Consider the following 23,110-nt stretch of genomic DNA (forward strand, 5'->3'; position numbering starts at 1 on the left):
CGGTCTGGCCGGGGGGCCCCCCGGCATGGTGGTTCCACCCCGGGGGGTTTGCGGCTTGTCCCGCCAGGGGACAGGCCCTACGGGCAGAGGCGTTCCACGTGCCAGGCGGCCGGGTTCTCCGTGGAGCGTACGTAGCGCAGGCGGTCGTGGAGACGGTTCGCGTGGCCCTGCCAGAATTCGATTGATTCCGGTACGACGCGGAAGCCGCCCCAGTGCGGGGGCGCCGGGACCTTCTCGCCCTCCGGGTAGCGGGCGGCCAGTTCCTCGTAGCGGTCGACGAGCTCCGTGCGTGAGCCGATCACCGTCGACTGGTCGCTCGCCCAGGCGCCCAGCTGGGAGCCGTGCGGGCGGGTGCGGAAGTAGGCGACCGTCTCTTCGCGGCTCACGCGGGCCGCGCTGCCGGTGACGATGACCTGGCGGGCCATCGGGTGCCAGGGGAAGAGCAGCGAGACGTACGGGTTGGCGGCCAGCTCACGGCCCTTGCGGGAGTCGTAGTTCGTGAAGAAGACGAAGCCCCGGTCGTCGTACTGCTTGAGCAGCACGGTGCGGGAGGACGGGCGGCCTTCGGGTGTGGCCGTGGAGACCACCATCGCGTTCGGCTCGTGGAGCACACCGCCCGCTGCGACCTGGCTGAACCAGTGGGCGAACTGGTCCATCGGATCGACGGCGAGGTCCTTCTCGGTGAAGTCCTCGGAACGGTAGTGCTCGCGCATCACGGCCGGATCGGTGGTGCAATCGTGACGAGGGGTGCGAGCGGAGGAGGGTGAGGAGTCTGGGGTGGGCACGGGGCCATCCTGCCGCAGGGGGCCAGTGTGCCCGGCGGGGAGGGGCCGTAACCGTCCACCGGGGAAATGGGGCCCTGTGCCGGATGTCACGCTTCCCCGCGTCGTGGGAACCCGCCAATATCTTGGGTTAGGGCCTGTCCGGCGGATCAGGGTCGGACAGGACGCGGCGTCCGATGCGGTGCATCGCAAGGCGCCGAAGGCCCCTGTGGCCTTCGTACAGCCGACGTTTCGAAACCAGTCGCCGCACAGCCGCCGAACCAGCCGCCGAACTGAGGGAGCCGCCCCATGTCCGCTTTCGTACCCGGACTCGAGGGAGTCGTCGCGTTCGAAACGGAGATCGCCGAACCGGACAAGGAGGGTGGCTCGCTCCGCTACCGCGGTGTCGACATCGAGGACCTCGTCGGACAGGTCTCCTTCGGCAATGTCTGGGGCCTGCTGGTGGACGGGGCGTTCAACCCCGGTCTGCCGCCCGCCGAGCCGTTCCCGATCCCCGTCCACTCCGGTGACATCCGGGTGGACGTGCAGTCCGCCCTGGCGATGCTCGCGCCCGTGTGGGGCCTCAAACCGCTGCTGGACATCGACGAGCGGACCGCGCGCGACGATCTGGCGCGGGCCGCGGTCATGGCCCTGTCGTACGTCGCCCAGTCGGCGCGCGGCCAGGGGCACGCGATGGTGCCGCAGAGCGAGATCGACAAGGCGGAGTCCGTCGTCGAGCGCTTCATGATCCGCTGGCGCGGCGAGCCGGACCCCAAGCACGTCAAGGCCGTCGACGCCTACTGGACCTCGGCCGCCGAGCACGGCATGAACGCCTCCACCTTCACCGCCCGCGTCATCGCCTCCACCGGCGCCGACGTGGCGGCGGCACTGTCCGGCGCGGTGGGCGCGATGTCGGGTCCGCTGCACGGCGGCGCCCCGTCCCGGGTCCTCGGCATGATCGAGGAGATCGAGCGGACCGGTGACGCGTCGGCGTACGTGAAGCAGGCCCTGGACAAGGGTGAGCGGCTGATGGGCTTCGGGCACCGGGTGTACCGGGCGGAGGACCCGCGGGCCCGCGTCCTGCGGCGTACGGCGAGGGAGCTGGCCGCGCCGCGCTTCGAGGTCGCCGAGGCGCTGGAGAAGGCCGCCCTGGAGGAGCTGCACGCGCGGCGCCCGGACCGGGTGCTGGCGACGAACGTGGAGTTCTGGGCGGCGATCGTGCTGGACTTCGCGGAGGTGCCGGCGCACATGTTCACGTCGATGTTCACCTGTGCCCGTACGGCGGGCTGGTCGGCGCACATTCTGGAGCAGAAGCGCACGGGGCGTCTGGTGCGGCCGTCCGCCACGTACATCGGTCCGGGGACGCGTGACCCCCGTGAGATCGGCGGGTACGACCAGATCTCGAACCTGGGGAACTGACCGGGGCCCGCTGAAACGCGGATAGTTCAGTCCAGTACGCCGTCCAGCAGGGCCGCCCACTGGGTGACGACCCTGCGGCGGCGTGCCGCGTCGTCGGTCAGCAGGTTGGCGAGGCCGAGGCCGCGGGCCATGTCCAGGAGGCCCTGGACCGTCTCGCGTACACCCGGCTTCTCCTCGTCGGCTCCGAGGAGTTCCACGGCGATGCGGTGGGTCTCGCGGCCGACGCGGGCTTCGAGCTCGGTGACGCGGGGGCGGAGCTGTTCCTCGTTGGACGCGGCGACCCAGAGCTGGAGCGCGGCGCGGAACAGCGGGCCCGTGTAGAGGTCGACGAGGGCGGCGACGACCTCCGCGCGGCCCTGGACGGGCAGGGCGCGCAGGGCGGCGGAGCGTTCCTCCGCGACGTATTCGACGGCCGCGGTGAACAGGTCCTCGCGGGTCGGGAAGTGGTGCTGGGCCGCGCCGCGCGACACCCCGGCGCGTTCGGCGACGACGGAGACCGTGGAGCCCGCCCAGCCGTGTTCGGCGAGGCAGGCGACCGCGGCTTCGAGGAGGCGCAGGCGCGTGGCGCGGCTGCGGTCCTGCTTCGGAGTCTTGGGGGGTGTCACAACACCCATGCGGGGTCCCGTCGTTCGAGGAAGGCCGTCATCCCTTCCCGTGCCTCGGCGGAGGTGAAGAGGGCTGCCGAGCGGGCGATGAGGTCTTCGGCGTGCTGGTCGAAATTCTTCAGCACAGTAGCCGTGACCAGCTCCTTGGATGCCCGCAGCCCTTGCGGCGAGGCCCTGCGCAGTCCGTCCAGTACCGGTTCGAGTGCCTTGTCCACGTCTTCCGCGGCCAGGGTGACGAGGCCGGTGCGGGCGGCTTCCGTCGCGTCGAAGCGTTCGCCGGTGAGGAAGTAGCGGGCGGCGGACGCCGGGTCCATGCGGGCCAGCAGCGGCACCGAGATCACGGCGGGGGCGAGGCCGAGCCGGGACTCGGTGAGGGCGAACGAGGCGCCGGGCCCGGCCACCGAGATGTCGCAGGCGCTCAGCAGCCCGAGGCCGCCCGCCCTGACATGTCCGGTGACCCGGGCCACGACCGGTTTGGGCAGGGCGGCGATCCGGCGCATCAGCGCGACGAACGCCGCCGGGTCGGGCGGTCCCGTCAGGTCCGCTCCGGCGCAGAACGTGTTGCCGGTGTGGGTGAGGACGACCGCCCGTACGGTGTCGTCGGCCGCGCACGCGTCCAGGGCTTCGCCGAGCTCGCCGACGAGCCGCGCGGAGAGCGCGTTGCGGTTCGCCGGTGAGTCGAGGGTGAGGGTGGTGATGCCCTGGTCGTGCGTCGGATCGGCGAGGGTCATGCGGTGCTCTCCTTGTGGGGGTCGGCGGCGTCGGGTGCGGCGGTCTTCTCGCGGTCGCGCAGTTCGCGACGCAGTATCTTCCCGGAGGCCGCGCGCGGTACGGCGTCGATGAACTCGGCCTGCCGGACCTTCTTGTACGGGGCGACGCGCTCGGCGACGTACGCCATGACGTCCTCGCCCGTCAGTTCCTCGCCGCCGGGCCGGCGCACCAGGAACGCCTTGGGGACCTCGTTGCCTTCGGCGTCGTAGACCCCGATGACCGCGGCGTCGGCGATCCGTTCGTGGCCCAGGAGCAGCGCCTCCAGTTCGGCGGGGGCGACCTGGTAGCCCTTGTACTTGATCAGTTCCTTCACCCGGTCGACGACGAACAGCCAGCCGTCCTCGTCGACGCGGCCGATGTCCCCGGTGTGCACCCAGCCGTCGCTGTCGATCATGTCGGCGGTGGCTTCGGGGCGGCCGAGGTAGCCCTTCATCACCTGCGGGCCGCGGATGAGTACTTCGCCGTCGGTGCCGGTGCCGGCGTCCTTGCCCGGTTCGCCCAGGGCCACGATGCGCATCTCGGTGTTGGGGAGCAGCTTTCCGACTGCTCCGGGCGGCGGGTTGTCGGCGGACAGCGGGACGACGTGGGTGCCGGGCGAGAGCTCGGTCATGCCGTACGCCTGGCGGACGGGCGGCAGCCCGAGGCGGGCCGAGCATGCGGTGGCGAGGCCGGCGTCCAGGGGGGCGGCGGCGCTGACGATGTACTCCAGCGAGGACAGGTCGAAGTCCCCGACGGAGGGATGCTTGGCGAGGGCCAGGACGATCGGCGGGGCCACGTACAGCCCGCTGACGCGGTGCTTCTCGATCGCGCCGAGGAACTGGGCGAGGTCGAAGCGGGGCAACACGACGACGGTGGCGCCGCAGCGCAGCGGGGCGTTCATCAGAGCCGTAAGACCGTATATGTGAAAAAAGGGCAAAACCGCCAAAATGGTGTCGCCCGGGCCCATCGGGATGAACGGGCGCAGCTGTTCCAGGTTGGTGGCGATGGAGCGGTGGGTGAGCATCACGCCCTTGGGGGCGCCGGTGGTGCCGGAGGAGTACGGGAGGGCGGCGACGTCCTCGGCGGGGTCGATGTCCACCTGTGGTTCCGGGGCGGTGGAGCCGAGCATGTCGAGGACGGAGGTGTGCCCTTCGGCCTGGTCGCAGACGAAGATCTCCCGCACGGAACCGGCGAGCGCCGCCGCCTTGCGCGCGGTGTCCAGGAGCGGGGACACGGTGACGATCCAGCGCGCCGCGGAGTCGGCGAGCTGTTTGGCGAACTCCTCGGCGGTGGCGAGCGGGTGGACGGTGGTGACGGCGGCCCCGGCCCGGGTCGCCCCGTAGAAGACGGCCGGGTAGGCGATGGTGTTGGGGCTGTGCAGGGCGAGGACGTCACCCTTGCGCAGCCCCGCTTCGGCGAGGGCCGCCGCGATGCGCCGGTGGAACGTGTCGAGCTGGGCGTACGTGACCGTGAGGCCGTTCGTCCCGTCGACCAGGGCGACGGTGTCGCCGAATTCGGCGGCCTGTCCGAGTACGGCTTCGTAGATGGGCACTTCGAGCGCCGTAATGTCTGCGTACTCGCTGATGAACACCATGGCAGTCCCCTTCGACCGATGTTTCGACGGGCGCTTCTACGGGTGCTTCTACGCGTGCGGAGTGCCAGAATCGCGTCTGCCGGACAGCTTGGGGAGCCCCTGGACGCGACTGTCACCGTCAGTACGACTTGGGCAGCCCCAGCGACTGGTGGGAGACGAAGTTGAGGATCATCTCCCGGCTGACGGGTGCGATCCGGGCGACACGGGCCGCCGTGACGAGCGAGGCGAGGCCGTACTCGCGGGTCAGGCCGTTGCCGCCGAGGGTGTGGACGGCCTGGTCGACGGCCTTCACACAGGCTTCGGCGGCGGCGTACTTCGCCATGTTCGCCGCCTCGCCCGCGCCCATGTCGTCGCCCTCGTCGTAGAGCCGTGCGGCCTTCTGCATCATCAGCCGGGCCAGTTCCAGCTCGATGTGGGACTGGGCGAGCGGGTGGGCGATGGCCTGGTGGGCGCCTATGGGGTCCTTCCACACCTGCCGCGTACGGGCGTAGTCGACGGCGCGGGCGATCGCGTACCTGCCCATGCCCAGGGCGAAGGCAGCGGTCATGATGCGCTCGGGGTTGAGCCCGGCGAAGAGCTGGAGCAGCCCCGCGTCCTCTCCCCCACTCTCGACTTCGCTCGAGCGGGAGGTACCCCCTCCTACAAGCGCGTCGGCGGGCAGCCGTACGTCGTCGAGTACCAGCTCGAACTGCTTCTCCGGGGCCTGGAGTTCCATGTCGATCCGGGAGCGCTGGAAGCCGGGTGCGTCGCGCGGCACGATGAAGAGGCAGGGCTTGAGCTTGCCGGAGCGGGCGTCCTCGGTGCGGCCGACGATGAGGGTCGCCTCGGCTATGTCGACGCCGGAGACGAAGACCTTGCGCCCGGTGAGCACCCACTCTGCGCCGTCCCTGCGGGCGGTGGTGGTGATGCGGTGGGAGTTGGACCCGGCGTCGGGTTCGGTGATGCCGAAGGCCATCGTGATGCTGCCGTCGGCGAGTCCGGGGAGCCAGCGCTGCTTCTGGGCGTCGGTGCCGAAGCGGGCGATGACGGTGCCGCAGATGGCCGGGGAGACGATCATCATCAGCAGCGGTGAGCCGGCCGCGCCCAGCTCTTCGAGCACGATGGACAGTTCGGCCATGCCGCCGCCCCCGCCGCCGTACTCCTCGGGGAGGTTCACCCCGAGGTAGCCGAGCTTGGCGGCCTCGGCCCACAGTTCGCGGGGGTGCTCGCCCTCGCGGACGAGGGAGGTCATGTAGTCGCGGCCGTAGCGCTTGCCGAGGGCGGCGACAGCGGCGCGCAGGGCCTGGTGCTCTTCGGTTTCGAGGGCGGTGCTCATACGTTCTCCTCCGGTGCTGCGGGTTCGGTGACGACGGCGAGCAGGGCGCCGACCTCGACCTGGCGGCCGGGGGCGGCATGGAGTGCGGTGAGGGTGCCGGAGGCGGGAGCGAGGATGCGGTGCTCCATTTTCATGGCCTCCAGCCAGATCAGTGGCTGCCCGGCCTCGACGGCCGAGCCGGGAGCGAGACCGTCCGCGAGGCGGACGACGGTGCCGGGCATGGGCGCGAGAAGTGAGCCGGGTTCGGTGCGCTCGGTGGGGTCGGTGAAGCGGGGCAGGGCGGTGAAGGTGTGCGCGCCGGTGGCGGTGTCGACGTACACCCGGTCCCGGTGGGCGGTGACGGCGAAGTGCCGGGTGACGCCGCCGGTTTCGAGGGTGACGCGGCCGGGCCGCGCGGCGAGGACGCGTACGCCGGTGGCCGCGCCGACGGGGACGGGGCCGTTGCGGGTGGTCCGGTAGGCGGCTTCCGTCTCGGCGCCGTCGGGTTCGCTGCGGTAGCGCTTGGTCTGCGGCTGCGAGGGGACGTTGCGCCAGGCGCCGAAGCGGGCGGGGCCTGGGCTCGCGTCCCCGGAGCTGTGGGCCGCCGCGTCCGCGAGGGCGGCGGCGAGGGCGGCGAGCTCGCGGCCCCCCGGCCGGCCGGTGAGGGCGTCCAGGTGTCGGTCGTAGAAGCCGGTGTCCAGGCGGGCGGCGGCGAAGTCCGGGTGGCGCAGGGAGCGTACGAGGAGATCGCGGTTGGTGGCGGGCCCGTGGATGCGGGCGCGTTCCAGGGCGCGGGCGAGGTGGCGTACGGCTTCGGCGCGGGTGGGCGCGTGGGCGATGACCTTGGCGAGCATGGGGTCGTAGTGCACGCCGATCGTGTCGCCGCCGGTGTATCCGGTGTCGAGGCGCAGCCCGGGTTCTTCGGGCACGTCGAGCGTGAGCAGTGCTCCGGTCTGCGGCTGCCAGTCACGGGCCGGGTCCTCGGCGTAGAGCCGGGCCTCGACCGCGTGTCCGCGCGGCTGCGGGGGCCCGTCGGCCGGCAGCGCTTCACCCTCGGCGATCCGCAGTTGCAGGGCGACGAGGTCGAGCCCGAACACGGCTTCCGTCACCGGGTGTTCGACCTGGAGACGGGTGTTCATCTCCAGGAAGTACGGACGCCCTTCGGCCGATACGAGGAACTCGACGGTGCCCGCCCCGAGGTACCCGACGGCCCGCGCGGCGGCGACGGCGGCATCTCGCAGCCGGGCCCTGAGCGCGTCGTCGAGTCCGGGCGCGGGTGCCTCCTCGATCACCTTCTGGTGGCGGCGCTGGAGCGAGCAGTCCCGGGTGCCGAGCGCCCACACGGCCCCGTGCCCGTCGGCCATGACCTGGACCTCGACGTGCCGGCCGCGTTCGACGTACGGCTCGGCGAAGACCTCACCGTCCCCGAACGCGGCGGCGGCCTCGGCCGAAGCAGCGGTCAACTCACCTGCCAGCGCCCCGAGTTCCCGTACGATCCGCATCCCGCGCCCGCCGCCGCCCGCAGCCGCCTTGAGCAGCAGAGGCAGCTGGTCATCAGTGGCGGTCGCCGTGTCCACGGGTGCGAGGAGCGGCACATCGGCCGCCGCCATCAGCTCCTTGGCGCGGGTCTTGGACGCCATCAGCTCGATGGCCTTGACCGGCGGGCCCACCCAGACGAGCCCGGCGTCCTGCACGGCGGCGGCGAATCCGGCGTTCTCGGAGAGAAAGCCGTACCCCGGATGGACGGCATCGGCGCCCGCCGCGAGCGCGGCGGCCACGACGAGATCGCCGCGCAGATACGTATCGGACGGCGCGGCCCCCCGCAGGCGTACGGCGGTGTCCGCCTCCCGTACGTGCAGGGCGTCGGCGTCCACGTCCGAGTACACGGCGACGGTGGAAATGCCCAGCTCACGGCAGGTACGGAAGATCCGGCAGGCGATCTCGCCCCGGTTGGCGACAAGGAGGGTGGTGATCACGTCTTTCCTCACATCCGGAAGATGCCGAAGCCGCCGCGGGCGCCCTCGACCGGTGCGGTGTGGATCGCGGACAGGCACATCCCGAGGACGGTCCTGGTGTCGCGCGGGTCGATGACCCCGTCGTCGTACAGCCGCCCGGACAGGAACATCGGCAGGGACTCCGACTCGATCTGCTGCTCCACCATGGCGCGCAGCCCGGCGTCGGCCTCGTCGTCGTAGGGCAGTCCCTTGGCGGCGGACGAGGCGCGGGCGACGATCGACAGCACGCCCGCGAGCTGCTGGGGTCCCATGACGGCGGACTTGCTGCTCGGCCAGGCGAACAGGAAGCGGGGGTCGTAGGCGCGCCCGCACATCCCGTAGTGCCCGGCGCCGTAGGAGGAGCCCATGAGCACCGACAGATGCGGGACCTTGGAGTTCGACACCGCGTTGATCATCATCGCGCCGTGCTTGATGATGCCGCCCTGCTCGTACTCCTTGCCGACCATGTAGCCGGTGGTGTTGTGCAGGAAGAGCAGCGGGATGTCGCGCTGGTTGGCGAGCTGGATGAACTGGGCGGCCTTCTGCGACTCCTCGCTGAACAGCACGCCCTGCGCATTGGCGAGAATCCCGACGGGATAGCCGTGAAGCGTGGCCCACCCGGTCACCAGACTGGCCCCGTACAGCGGCTTGAACGCGTCGAAGTCCGAGCCGTCGACCAGCCGGGCGATGACCTCGCGCGGATCGAAGGGGACCTTGAGGTCATCCGGCACGATCCCGATCAGCTCGTCCTCGTCGTACGTGGGCGGCTCGGCCGGTCCCGGATCACCGTGCGCCTTGCGCCAGTTGAGCCGGGCGACGATACGCCGGGCCTGCCGGATCGCGTCCTGCTCGTCGACGGCGTAGTGGTCGGCGAGGCCGGACGTACGGGCGTGCATCTCCGCGCCGCCGAGCGATTCGTCGTCGCTCTCCTCGCCGGTCGCCATCTTCACCAGCGGCGGGCCGCCGAGGAAGACCTTCGACCGCTCCTTGATCATCACGGCGTGGTCTGACATGCCGGGGACGTACGCCCCACCGGCCGTCGAGTTCCCGAAGACGACGGCGACGGTCGGGATACCGGCGGCGGACAGCCGGGTGATGTCGCGGAAGAGCGCCCCGCCGGGGATGAAGATCTCCTTCTGCGACGGGAGGTCCGCGCCTCCGGACTCGACGAGGCTGATGCAGGGCAGCCGGTTGGCGAAGGCGATCTCGTTCGCCCGCAGGGCCTTCTTCAGCGTCCACGGGTTGGAGGCCCCGCCGCGTACGGTCGGATCATTGGCGGTGATCAGGCATTCCACCCCCTCCACCACCCCGATCCCGGTGACGAGCGAGGCACCCACCGCGTAGTCGCTCCCCCAGGCCGCGAGCGGCGACAGCTCCAGGAACGGGGTGTCGGGGTCGACCAGCAGCTCGATCCGCTCCCGCGCGAGGAGCTTGCCGCGCTTCCTGTGCCGGGCCACGTACTTCTCGCCGCCGCCCGCGAGCGCCTTGGCGTGCTCGGTGTCGAGCTCGGCGAGCTTCGCGAGCATGGCCTCACGGTTCGCGGCGTATTCGGGTCCTGTGGTGTCGAGCGCGGTGGGCAGGACGGTCATGCGTTCACCTCCATGGTGTCCAGCAGCGATACGGGCACGTGCAGGCACCGGGACCGCAGCCACTCCCCCACCGCCTTGGCCTGGGGATCGAAGCGGGCCTGCGCGGCGACGCCTTCGCCGAGCAGCCCGTGGACGACGAAGTTCAGCGCGCGCAGTCCCGGCAGGACATGGCGTACGACGGTGAGCGGCCCGGTCTCCGGCAGCAGCTCCTTGAAGCGCTCGACGGTCAGCTCGTGGGCCAGCCAGCGCCAGGCGTCGTCGTCGCGAACCCACACCCCCACGTTGGCGTCGCCGCCCTTGTCGCCGCTGCGGGCACCGGCGATCCGGCCGAGCGGGACGCGTCGCGTAGCACCCTCGGGGAGCGCGGGAGGCAACACGGGCTCCGCGACGGCGGCGAGCACCCGCGTCTCCACGGGTTCGGCCACCCGCACCCGTCCCCCGTCGGGCAGGACGGCCACATGCTCCACCTCGGCCGCGGGTACGAAGGCCGCCTCGAACACCCCGTACGGCGCGCCTTTCCCGGGCGGGGCGGTGACATGGAAGCCGGGGTAACTGCCGAGGGCCAGCTCGATGGCGGCGCCCGACACGGCCCGGCCGACCGCCTCGGCGTCCTGGTCGCGGACGACGAGCCGCAGGAGGGCACTGGCCGTCTCCTCGCTGCCGGCGTCGGCATGGTCGGTACGGGCCAGCTCCCACCCCACCTCGGCGGGCCGGCTGCCGGACCGGGCGAACGCGTCGTCGAACTGGTCCCGTACGAGCTGCGCCTTGGCCTCGATATCGAGCCCGGTGAGGACGAAGACGACCTCGTTGCGCCACCCGCCGAGCCGGACGAGCCCGGCCTTGAGGGTGGGTGGCGGGGCCTCGCCGCGCACCCCGGAGATCCTGACCCGGTCCGGCCCGTCCTGCGTCAGCCGTACGGTGTCGAGCCGGGCGGTGGCATCCGGCCCCGCGTACCGTGCGCCGTTGGTCTCGTACAGCAGCTGCGCGGTCACCGTGCCGACATCGACGACACCCCCCGTACCGTCGTGCTTGGTGATGACGGACGACCCGTCGGCATGGATCTCGGCGAGCGGGAAGCCGGGCCTGCGGACGTCGTGGTCGCCGAAGAACGCGTAGTTCCCCCCGGTGGCCTGGGTCCCGCACTCCAGCACGTGCCCGGCGACGACGGCCCCGGCGAGCGCGTCGTGGTCCTCGGGCCCCCAGCCGAAGTGGGCGGCGGCGGGCCCGGTGACGAGCGCGGCGTCGGTGACCCGCCCCGTGACGACGATGTCGGCCCCGGCCCGCAGACACGCGGCGATCCCGGCGCCGCCGAGGTAGGCGTTGGCGGCGAGGAACCCGTCCGGTACGGGGAGGCTGTCGCCCTCGACATGGGCGACGCGTACGGGCACGCCCACCTTGTCCGCCAAATCCCGTACGGCGTCGGCCAGTCCGGCGGGATTGAGCCCCCCGGCATTGGTGACGATCTTGACTCCCCGCTCCTGTGCGAGCCCGAGCCCTTCCTCCAACTGGCGCAGGAAGGTGGTGGCGTACCCGCGGCCCGGGTCCTTGAAGCGGCTGCGCGCCAGGATCAGCATGGTGAGTTCGGCGAGATAGTCGCCGGTCAGGACGTCGAGGGGGCCGTCGGTGAGCATGTCGCGTACGGCGTCGAAGCGGTCACCGTAGAACCCGGAGGCGTTACCGATCCGCAGGGGCCGCATCAGCGGTCCTTCCGTGCGGGACGGCCGGCCCCCGCCGGTCCCGCGAACGCCTGCGCGATGTCCAGCCACTGACCGGCGTCCGCCCCGACGGCCCGGACCGCGAGGTCGTCGCGGTGCGCGCGCTGGGTGACGAGGAGGCAGAAGTCGTACAGCGGCCCGGTGACCCGCTGCGGCGCGCTTTCCGGCCCGTACGCAATCAACTGGCCGTCCGGCGCGGTGAGTTCCACCCGGAACTCTTCCTCGGGCGCCTTCATCCCGCGTACGAAGTAGGCGTAGTCGCGGGCCCGCACCCCGATCCGCGCCACATGCCGCAACCGGCCGGTCGGCGCCCTGATGACACCGAGGGCGTCGGCGACGTCCTGACCGTGCGCCCAGGTCTCCATGAGCCGGGCGGTCGCCATGGACGCCACCCCCATCGGCGGCCCGTACCAGGGAAACCTGCTCCCTGGCGCCGCTGCCCGCAACGCCCCCTGGAGCCGGCGCCGCCCGTCCCGCCACCGCGCGAGCAGCGCATCCGGCTCCAGCGCGCCCACCAGCTCCTCTGCGGCCTGGTCGACGAAGGAATCGGGGTCGGCCATCGCCGTCCCGACCTCGTCCGCGAAGGCACCGGCATCGGTGACGGAGAGCAGCGTGACCTCGTCGGTCCAGGCCAGATGCGCGATCTGATGAGCAACGGTCCACCGCTCGGCGGGCGTGGGCAGGCCCCATCCCCCACCACTCAACCCCGCGACCAGCGCATCGAGTTCTTCACCCTCCTCGCGCAGATCGTCGAGCACGGACACGGCTGCGGCATCGGACACGGGGCACTCCCTCGGGGCGTGGCGGTGTGCCCAGGAGCATGGCAGCGAGCACATAAACAAGCAAGCGTGCTTGCATTATTTTCCGCCCACGCTCCCCCGAGGGCACAACACATGCGGAACAATCCTGGGGATGACAGACCAATCGCACACCCTGGACGTGCACTTCGACGGCGACAAGCTGATCCTTGAAGAGCACCGGGACGAGACAGGCCCCTTCTACACGTTCCCCCGCACCGGCACCGCGCCCTCCCCCGGACCGCGCGCCGCGCTCCCCTGGGCCGAGGCGCTGCACGCCCGCATCCACCCGCTCGGCACGGCGGAGCAGGTCCTGCGCACCTGGTCCAGGGGCCGGCAACCCCAGGGCACGGCACCCCACCACGACCCGACAACCACCCCGCCCCGCCGCGTCCGCGCGGGCTGCATCGTCATCCGGGACGACCGCATGCTGCTGATCCGGTGCGAGGACAACGGCACGCATTACGAGATCCCGGGCGGCGGGGTCGAGGACGGTGAGACACCGGAAGCAGCGGCGGTACGCGAGCTGATGGAGGAGACCGCCCTGCGCGGCACAACTGTCCGCGAGGTGGCCCGGACCTGGCGGGAGCGCGGCCGCGGCCACTACTTCCTCATGGCCACCGAAGGCGAGGTCGGCCCCGCCGAAACCCTGGACAACTACGGGGGTCGCCCCGAGTGGGTCCCCGTGAAGGACCTCCCCACGACCCCCCTGTGGCCCCGACGGCTGTCCTGGCGGATCGCCCACTGGCACACCTCAGGCTGGCCCGCCCACCCGGCCGAGCTGGCGGACTCCATCTACGAACTGCACCGCCCGTGCAGCTGGTGACAGGGTGACGGTTCCGGGTCAGCCGGCCCGGCCGCGCTGTTCGCGGCGCGCCTTGACGCGGCGTGCGGGTGCGCCGGGGTCTTCGACGGCTCCGGCGGTCCCGGCCCGGAATGCGGTGTGCGGGCCCGTGCCGAGCCTCGCGGCGACGTCGGCCAGGGTCCTGCTGCCGGGCTTCGCGTTGATGTGGAAGTGCGAGGCCTTCACGGGGGTGAGGTCGGCGCCCCAGGTCACGGTCCCCGCGCAGTCCGCGAGGATGTCCCGCACGATGATCTCGTGGTGGGGCCACAGGCCCTCGACTCCGCCGAGAGGGTAGGCGGTGGGATGGAGGGCGATGGCGGTGCCGGACAGGTAGTTCGACTCGAAGTCGGCGCGAATGGCGCGACGGGTGCTGTGGGCGGTGATGCCCCCGCCTTCCCCCGTATCGAGGGGAGCGATCTCGTAGTGCCAGCGGCGGGCGATGTGCAGCAGCACCGTGGCGGCGTCGCCGCCACGCAGGGCGGCCGAGGCGCCGGCCCCCTCGACACGATGAGAGCGGATGGCGGCGGGGTCGATGGCCCAGCCGTTGGCGGACACGTCGCCCGTCCACCGCGCGGGGCCCGTGCGGGTCTCGGCCGCCCCTGCCGGGGCAGGGGCCAGGGCGCCGTGCGCGAGGGCGAGGGCGCCGGTGCCTACGGCGGCGCCTATGAAGCTACGTCTGGTGATCACTGAGGTCCTTTCAGCGGATCGTCGGATGCACGGGTCACACAGCTCACACAGCTCACGCGGGTCACACGGGTCACACCGGTCACGAGACGGCGGAGACGCCGGGGTCGCTGTCTTCACGCCAGACGTTGTGGTCCAGGCCCCAGCCGGGCTGGAACTCGTACTCCCTGATCTGGTTGAACGACCAGTTCGCCGGAAGCGGATAGCCGAGATTCCCGGAGAAACCCCACGACATTCCCGAGACGAACGACCAGCGGGCGCCGCCCTCGTGCGATACCCGGATGCAGACATTGCGGGAGCCGTAGACACCGAATGTGTACCGGTTCCCCAGCTCGGCGAGGCCGTCCTTGACCCCTCTGAAGTACGGCAGGATATTGCTGTCGATCTCCGAGTCCATCGCGTCGTAATCGACGGCGAAGTAAATGCAGGCGCCCGCTCCGATGCCGTGCTCGACGGCCTTCGCGTGAGCCTTCTTGCCCTGGTCGTAGCCCTTTTCGTACGTGAAGTTCGCCAGCTGCGTTCCGTTGTACTGGAAGATGGGATAGAGCCGCAGCCCCGCGTCGTAGATCCTCTGCGGTTCGCCGGGCTTGAGGGCCTTGCCGAGGTAGGCGGGGTCGCTGGGGGCGAGGTGTTCGTCGAGGTAGCGGCCGACGATCCGGTAGCCGCCCGCCCGGAGTGCCTGGCCGCGGGCGGTCGTGATCTCGGTGATGCCGTCGCAGCCGGTGGCGGGGCGGTCGGTGTCGCCGGAGGACACCAGGAGCTGGGCCCACGTGGTGTAGTTGTTGGAGCCGGTGACCGGGATCTGCGAGAACGACTGGAACGACCGCACCCACTCCAGGTGTGTGCTGGTCTCGGCGTCCGTCCCGATGTCCTCCGGTCGGTACATCAGCGGCGCGCCGTTCGGCAGGATCGTGGGCGAGTTGAAGTAGCACGCCGCACGGAACTGGTGACGCAGGTGCCCGGAGAGCGGCGCGGAACCCTTCCCCTTCAACCCGGCCTGGGTGCCCGCTCCGAAGTACCCGGTGATGGACGCCGGGTCGATGCCCAGCTCGTACTGGATGGACATCATGAAGCCCTGCTGGACATCACGTGAGTAGATGCCGTCGCAGGGCACGAGGCTCATCGCGGGGATGCCGACACCCGCGACATAGCGGGAGTTCAGCCACATCTGCACGTTCTTGATGTTGATGTCACCGCTCGGCACGAGGCGGAACTGGTCCATGCGCATCAGCGCCTTGGAGATGTGGGGCCACATGGCGTGTCGCTGTGAAAGATTCGCGTACGACAGGCCGATGTCTCCGTACAGCTGGGTGAGGGCCGCCTCGGAGTCGCTGCTCCATATCCCCAGATGGCGCGAAGTCCAGTAACCCTTGCACCACAACGCGCTGTTGTAGATGCGGACGACGTTCGCGTTGATTTCGCTGCCAGGCAGGGTGGCGCGCTCCTTGACGGCCGCGAAGGTGCCTGGGCCGTAACTCTGGACCGTTGGAGATATCCCGAGTTCGTGCTGGAGCCCCTGGGTCAGCGACAGGACGGTGGACCAGCCCGTGTAGCCGAATTCCGGGCACTTCAGATACCCGGGGGCCACTCCGTCGTAGGCGGCGTTCACCCACTTCTGGACTTCCCACACGTAGATGTCCGCCGTGCCTCTCCACGACGCGGCCGGGTCGATCGTCGAGCCCGGCTGCGCGTACATGTGAAGGTTCCCGGGGCAATCGGTGTCGTACGCGGCGGAGTGCGGGTGGATCCGGGTGCCGGCCGTCTTGGGGGCTTCCGTGCGCAGGTGCTCGATGAGGGACCTGAACGTCCGCAGCAAGGTCTCCGATGCCAGGTCGTCGGACCGCATCAGGGCGCAGATCGAGTAGAACGCGGTGTTGCTGCCCAGGCCATCGATGACATCGCCACCGTTCGCCTCACCGCGTTCGTATCCACGGCCCTCGTAGATGTTGCCGTGCGGGCAGATCAGGAAGTTGTAGCAGATGTCAGGCGGGACACCGTCCTCGTCCGCCTCGCCGTCGTCTCTCCATTTCGCATAGACCGCGGCGATGTCTCTTCTGCAGTCCTCCTCCGTCTTGAGGTCACTGGAGGTCCCGCCCCCACGGTAATGAATGAAAACCCCGCCGGACCCGGGATTCCACGCGCGCTGCTCGGTGGGGTCCGGGGGCGCGGCAGCGTGCGCCCTGTGCTCCTCGTCCACGTACGGGGCCCACGTACTACGCGGGTTGATGAAAACAGCCATGGTTGCTCGTCCCCTCGCTCATGCCGTCACTCCGCCGTGCATGCCTATTTGAGGGTCGACGAGGCGCACGCACCAGAGGTTTGCACCCTGCGGCAAACGGAGCTTTCGCCTCCATTCCCAGCCACCTCGGATTCGGGCGGCGGGTCCTGCCCGCCCAGGGCGAGTTCGAACCAGATGGTCTTGCCGCCGGACCCGTACGCCCCCTCGTCCCTCATGGCGCAGCGCCCCATCGGTCGGCCACCAGATCGAGGATCACCAGCCCGCGACCGCTTTCGCCGCCCTTCCGACGCCGGGGCGGCGCAGCTCCGGCAGATCAGGACTCAGGTCCCGCACGCTGACCCGCAGCACGGGACACAACCAGTGCAGGCCGACGGTGACCCGGCCCTTGGCGTACCGCACGGAGTTGGTCGTCAGCTCGGACGCCAAGAGCTCGGCCCGGCAGACGAGTTCGGTGACGCTGCTGGTGATCCCGTTCAGCGCCGGAGCCTTCCATGGCGCGGGCCAGTCCATCCTGTACGCGGAGGGAGCCGTCCCCGCGCTGGACACGGTCCAACTGGATACGGCCTTCGGCGCACACTTCGTGGACGCCCCGACACCCTTGGCCATTCCTCTCCGGCATACGCACCGATGAGGCTCGGCGCCTGACCATGCCGTAACCATCTCGGGACCGGTGAAGACCGCCCTGCGGTTACGCTCGGCGGCGGCGTCCCGGCCAAGGGGGCCCGGTCATCGGGGAGTTGGGGTTCATGATGCGGTCGTTCGAAGCGAGTCGGCGTGCCTGGCTCTCACGGGGGTTCGCGGTGGGGGCCGCCGCGGCCGTCTGCGGGGGTGTGTACGCGATCAGTGATACGCCGGAGCCGCTGCCGGACCACAAGAGAGTGCGCACCAATGTCGCACCGTTGCAGGACGTCTTCGGTGAGGCGGGCCGCCTGTCGGAGCCGCGCTGGCTCCTTTACGACCGGGATGCGAAGGGGTCGGGTCGGCTGGGCCCGCCCAGCCCGGACCCGCGGTAACCGCGCGGTGGGCATCGTCCGTCTGCCTGCCGGGAGCGTCGCCAAGGTACTGCGCGATCCCGCGTACGCCTTCGCCCCCGCCACGCCTGGCGCCGTACCGCAGCCACTGAGGGAGTTCGTCCCCGGGCAGGCACGATGGATGAGCAGCAAGGCGTACGACACCCACCTGCTGGGGCCGGATCCGGGCGAGCTCACCAGTGGGCGGTTCTTTCTCGACACGGCCGGCGACCGGCTGTATTTCGACACCATCAACCCCACGTAGGGCACCTTGGAGGAGCGACGAAGACGACGGTGTACCTCCCGGAAGATCTGGCAGCACGACTGGACGCCCAGTCGTCGGCCACCGGGATCAGCAAGGCCGAGCTCTTCTGGCGGGGCATCGCCCTGCTGCTCGATGACGCGGAACGGCCCAGGCGGAGCGGGGAGCCTCCGGTCTTCGACAGCGGACGCCCGCTCAGCTCCGAGGCGACCGCCTGAGTCGGCGCCCGCGGGCTACTCCTCGCGTTCGCCCTCGGCCTGAGACGGTTCCGTCCGCGGAACCTCCTTGTGCGTTTCGGGGCGGTTGCGCTCCGTGGATTCGTCGCGCTCGCCCTCGGCCTGCGAGGGCGTGTGGGAGTACAGCCCCTCGGGCTCGGTGGATTTCATGGCCGACCTCCTTCGCCCCCCTCCCATCGTGCCCCCCGGTCGCCGCCCCGGCGCGGCGACGCCGCCGACGGGACAGGGAGGACCGGGGCACCACTCGGCTCAGACGTCCGCCGTGCGGCGCCCGGCGTTCACCTGGCTGCGTACCGCGCCCATGCTCGCGCCGATGACCAGGGCGATGGCCAGGGCGTCCGTGGTCGACAGGGCCTGGTCGAGGATCAGGAAGCCCGCGGTTGCCGCGATGGCCGGTTCCAGGCTCATCAGGACCGCGAAGGTGGAGGCGGGGAGGCGGCGCAGGGCGATGAGTTCGAGGGTGTAAGGGAGGACCGAGCTCAGCAGGGCCACCGCGGCGCCCAGCGCGATCGTCGACGGGACGAGGAGTTTCGAGCCGGCGTCCGCGATACCCAGGGGCAGGGAGAGGACCGCGGCCACGACCATCGCCAGGGCCAGGCCGTCCGCCTGCGGGAAGCGGCGGCCGGTGCGGGCGCTGAAGACGATGTAGACGGCCCACAGGGCGCCCGCGCCGAGGGCGTAGCCCGCACCGACCAGGTCCAGGCCGCCGAAGCCTCCGCCGCCGAGCAGGAACACACCGGCGACGGCGAGGGCGGCCCAGACGAGGTTGACCAGGCGACGGGAGACGATCACCGAGAGGGCGAGCGGGCCGAGTACCTCCAGGGTGACAGCGACGCCCAGCGGAATCCGTTCGAGCGCCTGGTAGAAGAGGATGTTCATGCCGCCCATCGCGGTACCGAACGCGAGGACCGTGCCCCAGTCCGCCCGCGAGTGGCCGCGCAGCTTGGGGCGGCACACGAGCAGGAGCACGACGGCGGCGGCGATGAGCCGGAGGGTGACGACGCCGAGGGCGCCCGCCCTCGGCATCAGCAGGGCCGCGACCGCCGCGCCGAACTGGACCGAGAGGCCGCCCGCGACCACCAGCGCGACCGGGCCGAGCGCCACGCCCCGGCCGCCGGGGCGGCCCCGCCCGCCGGCGTCGGGCCCGGGAAGCGCGGACACCGCCTCGGGTACGGCGACTGCTGCGGCCGGTTCTGCGGCACTGCGCGGGACGTCCACCTGGGTCCGGCCTTCCGAAGAGAGGTTCAATTCAGCTCAGTGCACTTCACTGAACTGGTTGATCCAAGATACTGCACTTAGCATGCGGAGCTCATCCCTCCACCGTAGAGACGCGGGCGGTTCGCGTGAAATGCCTTATGTGCTCCGGTTATGCTCCGCACGCATGAACCCTGGACCCGCCGTCGGCCGCTCCATCGAACTCCGGCATCTGCGCGCCTTCCTCGCCGTCGCGGGCGAGGGCAACATCACCCGCGCCGCCGCCCGCCTCCACCTCACCCAGCCCGCCGTCTCCCGCACCCTCGCCGCCCTGGAGGAGCACCTGGGCGTCCGGCTCGTCGACCGCTCCACCCACCACCTCGCCCTCACCACTGAGGGCACCGCCTTCCGCGACAAGGCCGCCGTAGCAGTCACCGCCTTCGACGAGGCCCTGGACCCGGACCGGCTGCGCAACTGGCCGCTGCGGATCGGCCATGCCTGGTCCGCCTTCGGTCCGTACACCACACCCCTGCTCAGGGCCTGGCAGGAACGCCACCCGAAGACCCCGCTCGAACTGCTGCGGATCGACGACCGCACAGCCGGCCTGACCCGTGGCGAGGTCGACGCGGCGCTGCTGAGGGGGCCGGTCGAAACACCGGGGCTGGTCACCGAGGTGCTGTTCACCGAGGACCGGGTCGCGGCCGTGACCGCGGACGGGCCGCTCGCCGCCCGCGCCTCACTGACCCTCGCCGACCTCACGGGCGGCCCGGTCGTCCTGAACACCGTCTCCGGCATCACCACCCTCGACCTCTGGCCCCCGCACGACCGGCCCGCCGCCACCCTGACCGTCGCGAACACCGACGACTGGCTGACCGCCATCGCCGCGGGCCGAGGTTCCGGGGTCTCCGCCGCGTCCACCGCCGCCATGCACCCGCACGCCGGGGTCGCCTACCGGCCGCTCGACGACGCCCCGCCCGTCCCGGTCCTGCTCGTCCGGCGGGACGCACCCGGGCACCCGGCGTTGCCGGAACTCGCCGCGCTCGCCCGGGAAATCGTCGGCGGCGCGCAGAAATAACCGCGGCCGTACAACGGTTGGCGTGCGGGAGGGCGGGCCCCGAAGGGGCGGCGGGGATCAGCTCTCCAGGCCCTCCGCCAGTGCCTCCGCCAGGTGTCTGGCCCGCCTGCCCGCCAGCTGGTCCAGTTGGGTGCGGCAGGAGAAGCCGTCGGCCAGGAGTTCCGTGTCGGGTGTTGCCGCCCGTACGGACGGCAGGAGTTGGTCCTCCGCGCAGGCCACCGACACCTCCCAGTGGCCCCGCTCGAAGCCGAAGTTTCCCGCGAGGCCGCAGCAGCCGCCGCTCAACTCGCCTGTGAGGCCCGCCCGTTCGCGGAGTCTGCGTTCGGCCGCGTCGCCGATGACCGCGTGCTGGTGGCAGTGTGTCTGGCCCGCCACCGGCCGGTCCAGACGCGGCGGGGTCCAGTCGGGGACGTACTCCTCCAGGTACTGGGCGAACGTACGGACCGAAGCGGCCAGTTCGGCGGCGCGTGGATCGTCGGGAAGCAGCTCGGGCAGGTCGGTGCGGAGCGTGGCGGCGCAGCTCGGTTCGAGCACGACGAGTGGGTCGCCGAGAGAGAGGCCCATCCGGTCCAGGGTGCGGCGCATGACCTGACGGGCCTTGTCCAGCTGGCCCGTTGACACATACGTGAGTCCGCAGCACACCCCGCGCCCCGGGTACACGACGGTCTTGCCCGCCGCTTCCAGGACGCGCACCGCCGCCCGGCCCACCTCCGGCGAGAGGTGTTCGGTGAACGTGTCGGGCCACAGTGTCGCCACCTGATCGTTGGAAAGGATCACCGTCCCCTCGGGCGCGCGCTTGCGCGCCCACCGCCCGAACCGTTCCCGCGACAGCACCGGAAGAGCACGCTCCGGGGCGATCCCCGCCAGGCGCTTCACCACCGCGGCGAGCGGGCCGATCCGGGCCAGTGCGTTGAGGACGCCCGCGAAGGGGGCCGCCAGGCGCAGCCACCGGGGCAGCCGGCCCAGGGCGTAGTGCGCGGCGGGCCGCAGCCGCCCCTTGTAGTGGTGGTGCAGGAACTCCGCCTTGTACGTGGCCATGTCGACGCCCACCGGGCAGTCGCTGCGGCAGCCCTTGCAGGACAGGCACAGGTCGAGCGCGTCCTTCACCTCCTCCGACTGCCAGCCGGTCGTGATCACGTCCCCGGCCAGCATTTCGTGGAGGAGGCGGGCCCGGCCCCGGGTCGAGTGGGCCTCCTCGCCGGTCGCCCGGAACGAGGGGCACATGACGTCCGCCCCCGCCGCCTCCGTCGTACGGCACTTGGCGACGCCCACGCAGCGGCGGACCGCCGCCGAGAAGTCACCGCCGTCCTGCGGGTAGCCGAAGGCCACGTCGACCGGGCGGCTCGGCAGCACGGCGAAGCGGAGGTTCTCGTCGAGGCGGGCGGGGCGGACGAGGATGCCCGGGTTCATCCCGCCGTCCGGATCCCAGAGGTCCTTGAACCGGGTGAAGACGCCGACGAGTTCGTCCCCGTACATACGAGGGAGCAATTCGGCGCGGGCCTGCCCGTCCCCGTGCTCCCCGCTGAGCGAGCCGCCGTGCTCGACGACGAGGGAGGCCAGCTCCTCGGAGAATCGGCGGAAGGCGGCCACCCCTCGGGGGCTGAGCAGGTCGAAGTCGATGCGCACATGGATGCAGCCGTCGCCGAAATGCCCGTACGGCGTGCCGCGCAGTCCGTGTGCGGTGAGCAGGGTGCGGAAGTCGCGCAGATACGGGCCGAGGCGGGCGGGCGGTACGGCGCAGTCCTCCCAGCCGGGCCACGCCTCGCTGCCGTCCGGCATCCGGGTGGCGGTGCCGGCCGCGTCCTCGCGGATGCGCCACAGGGCGCGCTGGGCTGCGGCGTCCGTGACGACGGCACCGTCGACGGTGCCGTCGGCGTCGGCGGCCCGCACGATCCGTTGGGCGTGCGCGCGGGCCTCGGCGGGGGTGCCGCCGCCCGTCTCGACGAAGAGCCACGCCCCGCCGCGCGGCAGGCCCGCCGGTTCGCGTACGAGGTCGGCGGCCATGCCTTCGACGGTGAGCGGGTGGTACGGGAGGAGGCCGGGGGCGGCTTCCGCGGCAGCGGACTCGTCGGCGTACCCGAGGACGGCGAGCGCACGGGCCTTCGGGGCCTCGACGAGTCGTACGGTCGCCTCCGTCAGCACGGCGAGGGTGCCTTCGCTGCCGCAGAAGGCGCGGACGAGGCCGGCGCCGCGGTCACGCTCGCGCTCGGGGAGCAGGGCGTCCAGGGCGTAGCCGGAGATGCGGCGGGGCAGGTCGGGGAAACGGGTGCGGAGGGGGGTGAGGTTGGCGTCGATCAGCTCGCGGAGGCCTTGGACCGTACCGGCCCCGTGTCCGAGCCGCAGCGGCTCGCCGCCGTAGCGGATGACGGACAGGTCGTGGACGTTGTCGGCGGTGGTGCCCCAGGCCACGGAGTGCGAGCCGCACGAGTTGTTGCCGATCATGCCGCCGAGGGTGCAGCGGCTGTGGGTGGACGGGTCGGGGCCGAAGGTCAGTCCGTGCGGGGCGGCGGCGTTACGGAGGTCGTCCAGGACCACGCCGGGCTGGACGACGGCGGTGCGGGCGTGGGGGTCCAGGTCCAGGATCGACCGCATGTGGCGGGTGAAGTCGAGCACGACACCGGTGCCGGTGGCCTGGCCTGCGATGGAGGTCCCGCCGCCGCGCGGCATGACCGGTACGCCGTGCTCGTGGCAGACGGCGAGTGCGGCGGCGACGTCGTCGGCGTCGCGCGGGGCGGCGGTGCCGAGGGGGACGCGGCGGTAGTTGGAAGCGTCCATGGTCGTGAGCGCGCGGGCGGACGTACCGAAGTCCACCTCTCCGCGGAGGGCGGCGGCGAGGGCGTGGGCGAGGTCGGGGCGGGCCATGGGTTCAGCATGTCGTGCGCCGAGGGTTCCGTCCTCGAACTCCCCCAAAGCCTTAAGGGCATGGGGGGACCCCCTCGACGGGCTGTGTTGTGGCGCCCCGGTCCGGGGTTGCCGGTCCGGGGTTGGTCCGCGGCCCCTCCGGAGTGTCTCCTCGGGCAACGAACGCTCGGCGGAGACGTAATACGA

General features: G+C 71.4%; 20 protein-coding genes. 5 read left to right on the forward strand and 15 right to left on the reverse strand.

Going from position 1 to position 23,110, the window contains the following annotated elements:
- Nucleotides 1-77: 77 nt before the first annotated feature.
- On the reverse strand, nt 78-713 hold the full coding sequence (gene pdxH / locus ACFT7S_RS34480; protein WP_382739175.1) for a pyridoxamine 5'-phosphate oxidase: 636 nt from the start codon (nt 711-713) through the stop codon (nt 78-80).
- A gap of 357 nt (nt 714-1,070) precedes the next feature.
- Between pdxH and ACFT7S_RS34485 the strand changes: the two genes are divergently transcribed.
- Nucleotides 1,071-2,180: a citrate synthase 2 gene (locus ACFT7S_RS34485; RefSeq protein WP_382739039.1), complete on the forward strand. Its 1,110-nt coding sequence runs from the start codon at nt 1,071-1,073 to the stop codon at nt 2,178-2,180.
- A gap of 26 nt (nt 2,181-2,206) precedes the next feature.
- Here ACFT7S_RS34485 and ACFT7S_RS34490 read toward each other — a convergent pair whose 3' ends face one another.
- The 8 genes from ACFT7S_RS34490 to ACFT7S_RS34525 all read right to left on the reverse strand — a co-directional run bounded on the left by ACFT7S_RS34490 (nt 2,207) and on the right by ACFT7S_RS34525 (nt 12,503).
- Nucleotides 2,207-2,794, reverse strand: coding sequence for a TetR/AcrR family transcriptional regulator (locus ACFT7S_RS34490; protein ID WP_382739042.1), 588 nt, complete (start codon nt 2,792-2,794; stop codon nt 2,207-2,209).
- Complete coding sequence (locus ACFT7S_RS34495; protein ID WP_382739045.1) at nt 2,782-3,516, reverse strand: enoyl-CoA hydratase family protein; 735 nt, start codon at nt 3,514-3,516, stop codon at nt 2,782-2,784. The genes ACFT7S_RS34490 and ACFT7S_RS34495 overlap by 13 nt, the downstream gene beginning before the upstream one ends.
- On the reverse strand, nt 3,513-5,129 hold the full coding sequence (locus ACFT7S_RS34500) for a 4-coumarate--CoA ligase family protein (RefSeq protein ID WP_382739048.1): 1,617 nt from the start codon (nt 5,127-5,129) through the stop codon (nt 3,513-3,515). The genes ACFT7S_RS34495 and ACFT7S_RS34500 overlap by 4 nt, the downstream gene beginning before the upstream one ends.
- A gap of 118 nt (nt 5,130-5,247) precedes the next feature.
- Nucleotides 5,248-6,444: an acyl-CoA dehydrogenase family protein gene (locus ACFT7S_RS34505; RefSeq protein ID WP_382739051.1), complete on the reverse strand. Its 1,197-nt coding sequence runs from the start codon at nt 6,442-6,444 to the stop codon at nt 5,248-5,250.
- On the reverse strand, nt 6,441-8,399 hold the full coding sequence (locus ACFT7S_RS34510) for a biotin carboxylase N-terminal domain-containing protein (RefSeq protein ID WP_382739054.1): 1,959 nt from the start codon (nt 8,397-8,399) through the stop codon (nt 6,441-6,443). Before ACFT7S_RS34510 ends, ACFT7S_RS34505 begins: the two co-directional genes overlap by 4 nt.
- A gap of 8 nt (nt 8,400-8,407) precedes the next feature.
- A complete protein-coding gene (locus ACFT7S_RS34515) occupies nt 8,408-10,006 on the reverse strand; it encodes an acyl-CoA carboxylase subunit beta (RefSeq protein WP_382739057.1) in 1,599 nt (532 codons plus the stop codon).
- Nucleotides 10,003-11,703: an acyclic terpene utilization AtuA family protein gene (locus ACFT7S_RS34520; protein ID WP_382739060.1), complete on the reverse strand. Its 1,701-nt coding sequence runs from the start codon at nt 11,701-11,703 to the stop codon at nt 10,003-10,005. Before ACFT7S_RS34520 ends, ACFT7S_RS34515 begins: the two co-directional genes overlap by 4 nt.
- Nucleotides 11,703-12,503: a TIGR03084 family metal-binding protein gene (locus ACFT7S_RS34525; RefSeq protein ID WP_382739063.1), complete on the reverse strand. Its 801-nt coding sequence runs from the start codon at nt 12,501-12,503 to the stop codon at nt 11,703-11,705. The genes ACFT7S_RS34520 and ACFT7S_RS34525 overlap by 1 nt, the downstream gene beginning before the upstream one ends.
- Nucleotides 12,504-12,633: 130 nt before the next feature.
- On the opposite strand from ACFT7S_RS34525, the gene ACFT7S_RS34530 reads away from it, so the two are divergent.
- Entirely contained in the window at nt 12,634-13,344 is a 711-nt protein-coding gene (locus ACFT7S_RS34530) for an NUDIX domain-containing protein (RefSeq protein ID WP_382739065.1), read from the forward strand.
- A gap of 18 nt (nt 13,345-13,362) precedes the next feature.
- On the opposite strand, the gene ACFT7S_RS34535 is transcribed toward ACFT7S_RS34530, so the two are convergent.
- From ACFT7S_RS34535 to ACFT7S_RS34545, 3 genes are all read right to left on the reverse strand, one after another.
- Nucleotides 13,363-14,049 carry a hypothetical protein gene (locus tag ACFT7S_RS34535; RefSeq protein WP_382739068.1) on the reverse strand — a complete coding sequence of 229 codons (687 nt, stop codon included), beginning with the start codon at nt 14,047-14,049 and terminating at the stop codon, nt 13,363-13,365.
- Nucleotides 14,050-14,128: 79 nt separating this feature from the next.
- A complete protein-coding gene (locus ACFT7S_RS34540) occupies nt 14,129-16,285 on the reverse strand; it encodes a glycoside hydrolase domain-containing protein (RefSeq protein ID WP_382739071.1) in 2,157 nt (718 codons plus the stop codon).
- Between the two features lie 252 nt (nt 16,286-16,537).
- Nucleotides 16,538-16,831, reverse strand: coding sequence for a hypothetical protein (locus ACFT7S_RS34545; protein WP_382739075.1), 294 nt, complete (start codon nt 16,829-16,831; stop codon nt 16,538-16,540).
- Between the two features lie 474 nt (nt 16,832-17,305).
- Here ACFT7S_RS34545 and ACFT7S_RS34550 point away from each other — a divergent pair, with 474 nt between their 5' ends.
- Both ACFT7S_RS34550 and ACFT7S_RS34555 read left to right on the forward strand, forming a co-directional pair.
- On the forward strand, nt 17,306-17,560 hold the full coding sequence (locus ACFT7S_RS34550) for a hypothetical protein (protein ID WP_382739078.1): 255 nt from the start codon (nt 17,306-17,308) through the stop codon (nt 17,558-17,560).
- Nucleotides 17,561-17,589: 29 nt separating this feature from the next.
- Nucleotides 17,590-17,775, forward strand: coding sequence for a CopG family transcriptional regulator (locus tag ACFT7S_RS34555; RefSeq protein ID WP_382739080.1), 186 nt, complete (start codon nt 17,590-17,592; stop codon nt 17,773-17,775).
- Between the two features lie 15 nt (nt 17,776-17,790).
- Here ACFT7S_RS34555 and ACFT7S_RS34560 read toward each other — a convergent pair whose 3' ends face one another.
- Nucleotides 17,791-17,943 carry a hypothetical protein gene (locus tag ACFT7S_RS34560; protein ID WP_382739083.1) on the reverse strand — a complete coding sequence of 51 codons (153 nt, stop codon included), beginning with the start codon at nt 17,941-17,943 and terminating at the stop codon, nt 17,791-17,793.
- A 99-nt stretch (nt 17,944-18,042) separates the two neighbouring features.
- Complete coding sequence (locus tag ACFT7S_RS34565) at nt 18,043-19,011, reverse strand: DMT family transporter (protein WP_382739178.1); 969 nt, start codon at nt 19,009-19,011, stop codon at nt 18,043-18,045.
- 163 nt (nt 19,012-19,174) lie between these two features.
- Between ACFT7S_RS34565 and ACFT7S_RS34570 the strand changes: the two genes are divergently transcribed.
- Nucleotides 19,175-20,062, forward strand: a complete 888-nt coding sequence (locus ACFT7S_RS34570) for a LysR family transcriptional regulator (protein WP_382739086.1) — start codon at nt 19,175-19,177, stop codon at nt 20,060-20,062.
- A 57-nt stretch (nt 20,063-20,119) separates the two neighbouring features.
- Here the strand turns inward: ACFT7S_RS34570 and ACFT7S_RS34575 are convergent, their stop codons facing one another.
- A complete protein-coding gene (locus ACFT7S_RS34575) occupies nt 20,120-22,924 on the reverse strand; it encodes an FAD-binding and (Fe-S)-binding domain-containing protein (protein WP_382739089.1) in 2,805 nt (934 codons plus the stop codon).
- Between the last annotated feature and the right edge of the window lie 186 nt (nt 22,925-23,110).

This window comes from Streptomyces sp. NPDC057136, assembly GCF_042670885.1.
In the GTDB taxonomy this organism is placed as follows: Bacteria; Actinomycetota; Actinomycetes; order Streptomycetales; family Streptomycetaceae; genus Streptomyces.

Excerpts from the sequence above, each read along its gene's own strand:
- pdxH (WP_382739175.1), bottom strand. The coding sequence starts at position 713 with ATGCGCGAGCACTACCGTTCCGAGGACTTCACCGAGAAGGACCTCGCC.
- ACFT7S_RS34485 (WP_382739039.1), top strand. The coding sequence starts at position 1,071 with ATGTCCGCTTTCGTACCCGGACTCGAGGGAGTCGTCGCGTTCGAAACG.
- ACFT7S_RS34490 (WP_382739042.1), bottom strand. The coding sequence starts at position 2,794 with ATGGGTGTTGTGACACCCCCCAAGACTCCGAAGCAGGACCGCAGCCGC.
- ACFT7S_RS34495 (WP_382739045.1), bottom strand. The coding sequence starts at position 3,516 with ATGACCCTCGCCGATCCGACGCACGACCAGGGCATCACCACCCTCACC.
- ACFT7S_RS34500 (WP_382739048.1), bottom strand. The coding sequence starts at position 5,129 with ATGGTGTTCATCAGCGAGTACGCAGACATTACGGCGCTCGAAGTGCCC.
- ACFT7S_RS34505 (WP_382739051.1), bottom strand. The coding sequence starts at position 6,444 with ATGAGCACCGCCCTCGAAACCGAAGAGCACCAGGCCCTGCGCGCCGCT.
- ACFT7S_RS34515 (WP_382739057.1), bottom strand. The coding sequence starts at position 10,006 with ATGACCGTCCTGCCCACCGCGCTCGACACCACAGGACCCGAATACGCC.
- ACFT7S_RS34520 (WP_382739060.1), bottom strand. The coding sequence starts at position 11,703 with ATGCGGCCCCTGCGGATCGGTAACGCCTCCGGGTTCTACGGTGACCGC.
- ACFT7S_RS34530 (WP_382739065.1), top strand. The coding sequence starts at position 12,634 with ATGACAGACCAATCGCACACCCTGGACGTGCACTTCGACGGCGACAAG.
- ACFT7S_RS34540 (WP_382739071.1), bottom strand. The coding sequence starts at position 16,285 with ATGGCTGTTTTCATCAACCCGCGTAGTACGTGGGCCCCGTACGTGGAC.
- ACFT7S_RS34560 (WP_382739083.1), bottom strand. The coding sequence starts at position 17,943 with ATGAAATCCACCGAGCCCGAGGGGCTGTACTCCCACACGCCCTCGCAG.
- ACFT7S_RS34570 (WP_382739086.1), top strand. The coding sequence starts at position 19,175 with ATGAACCCTGGACCCGCCGTCGGCCGCTCCATCGAACTCCGGCATCTG.
- ACFT7S_RS34575 (WP_382739089.1), bottom strand. The coding sequence starts at position 22,924 with ATGGCCCGCCCCGACCTCGCCCACGCCCTCGCCGCCGCCCTCCGCGGA.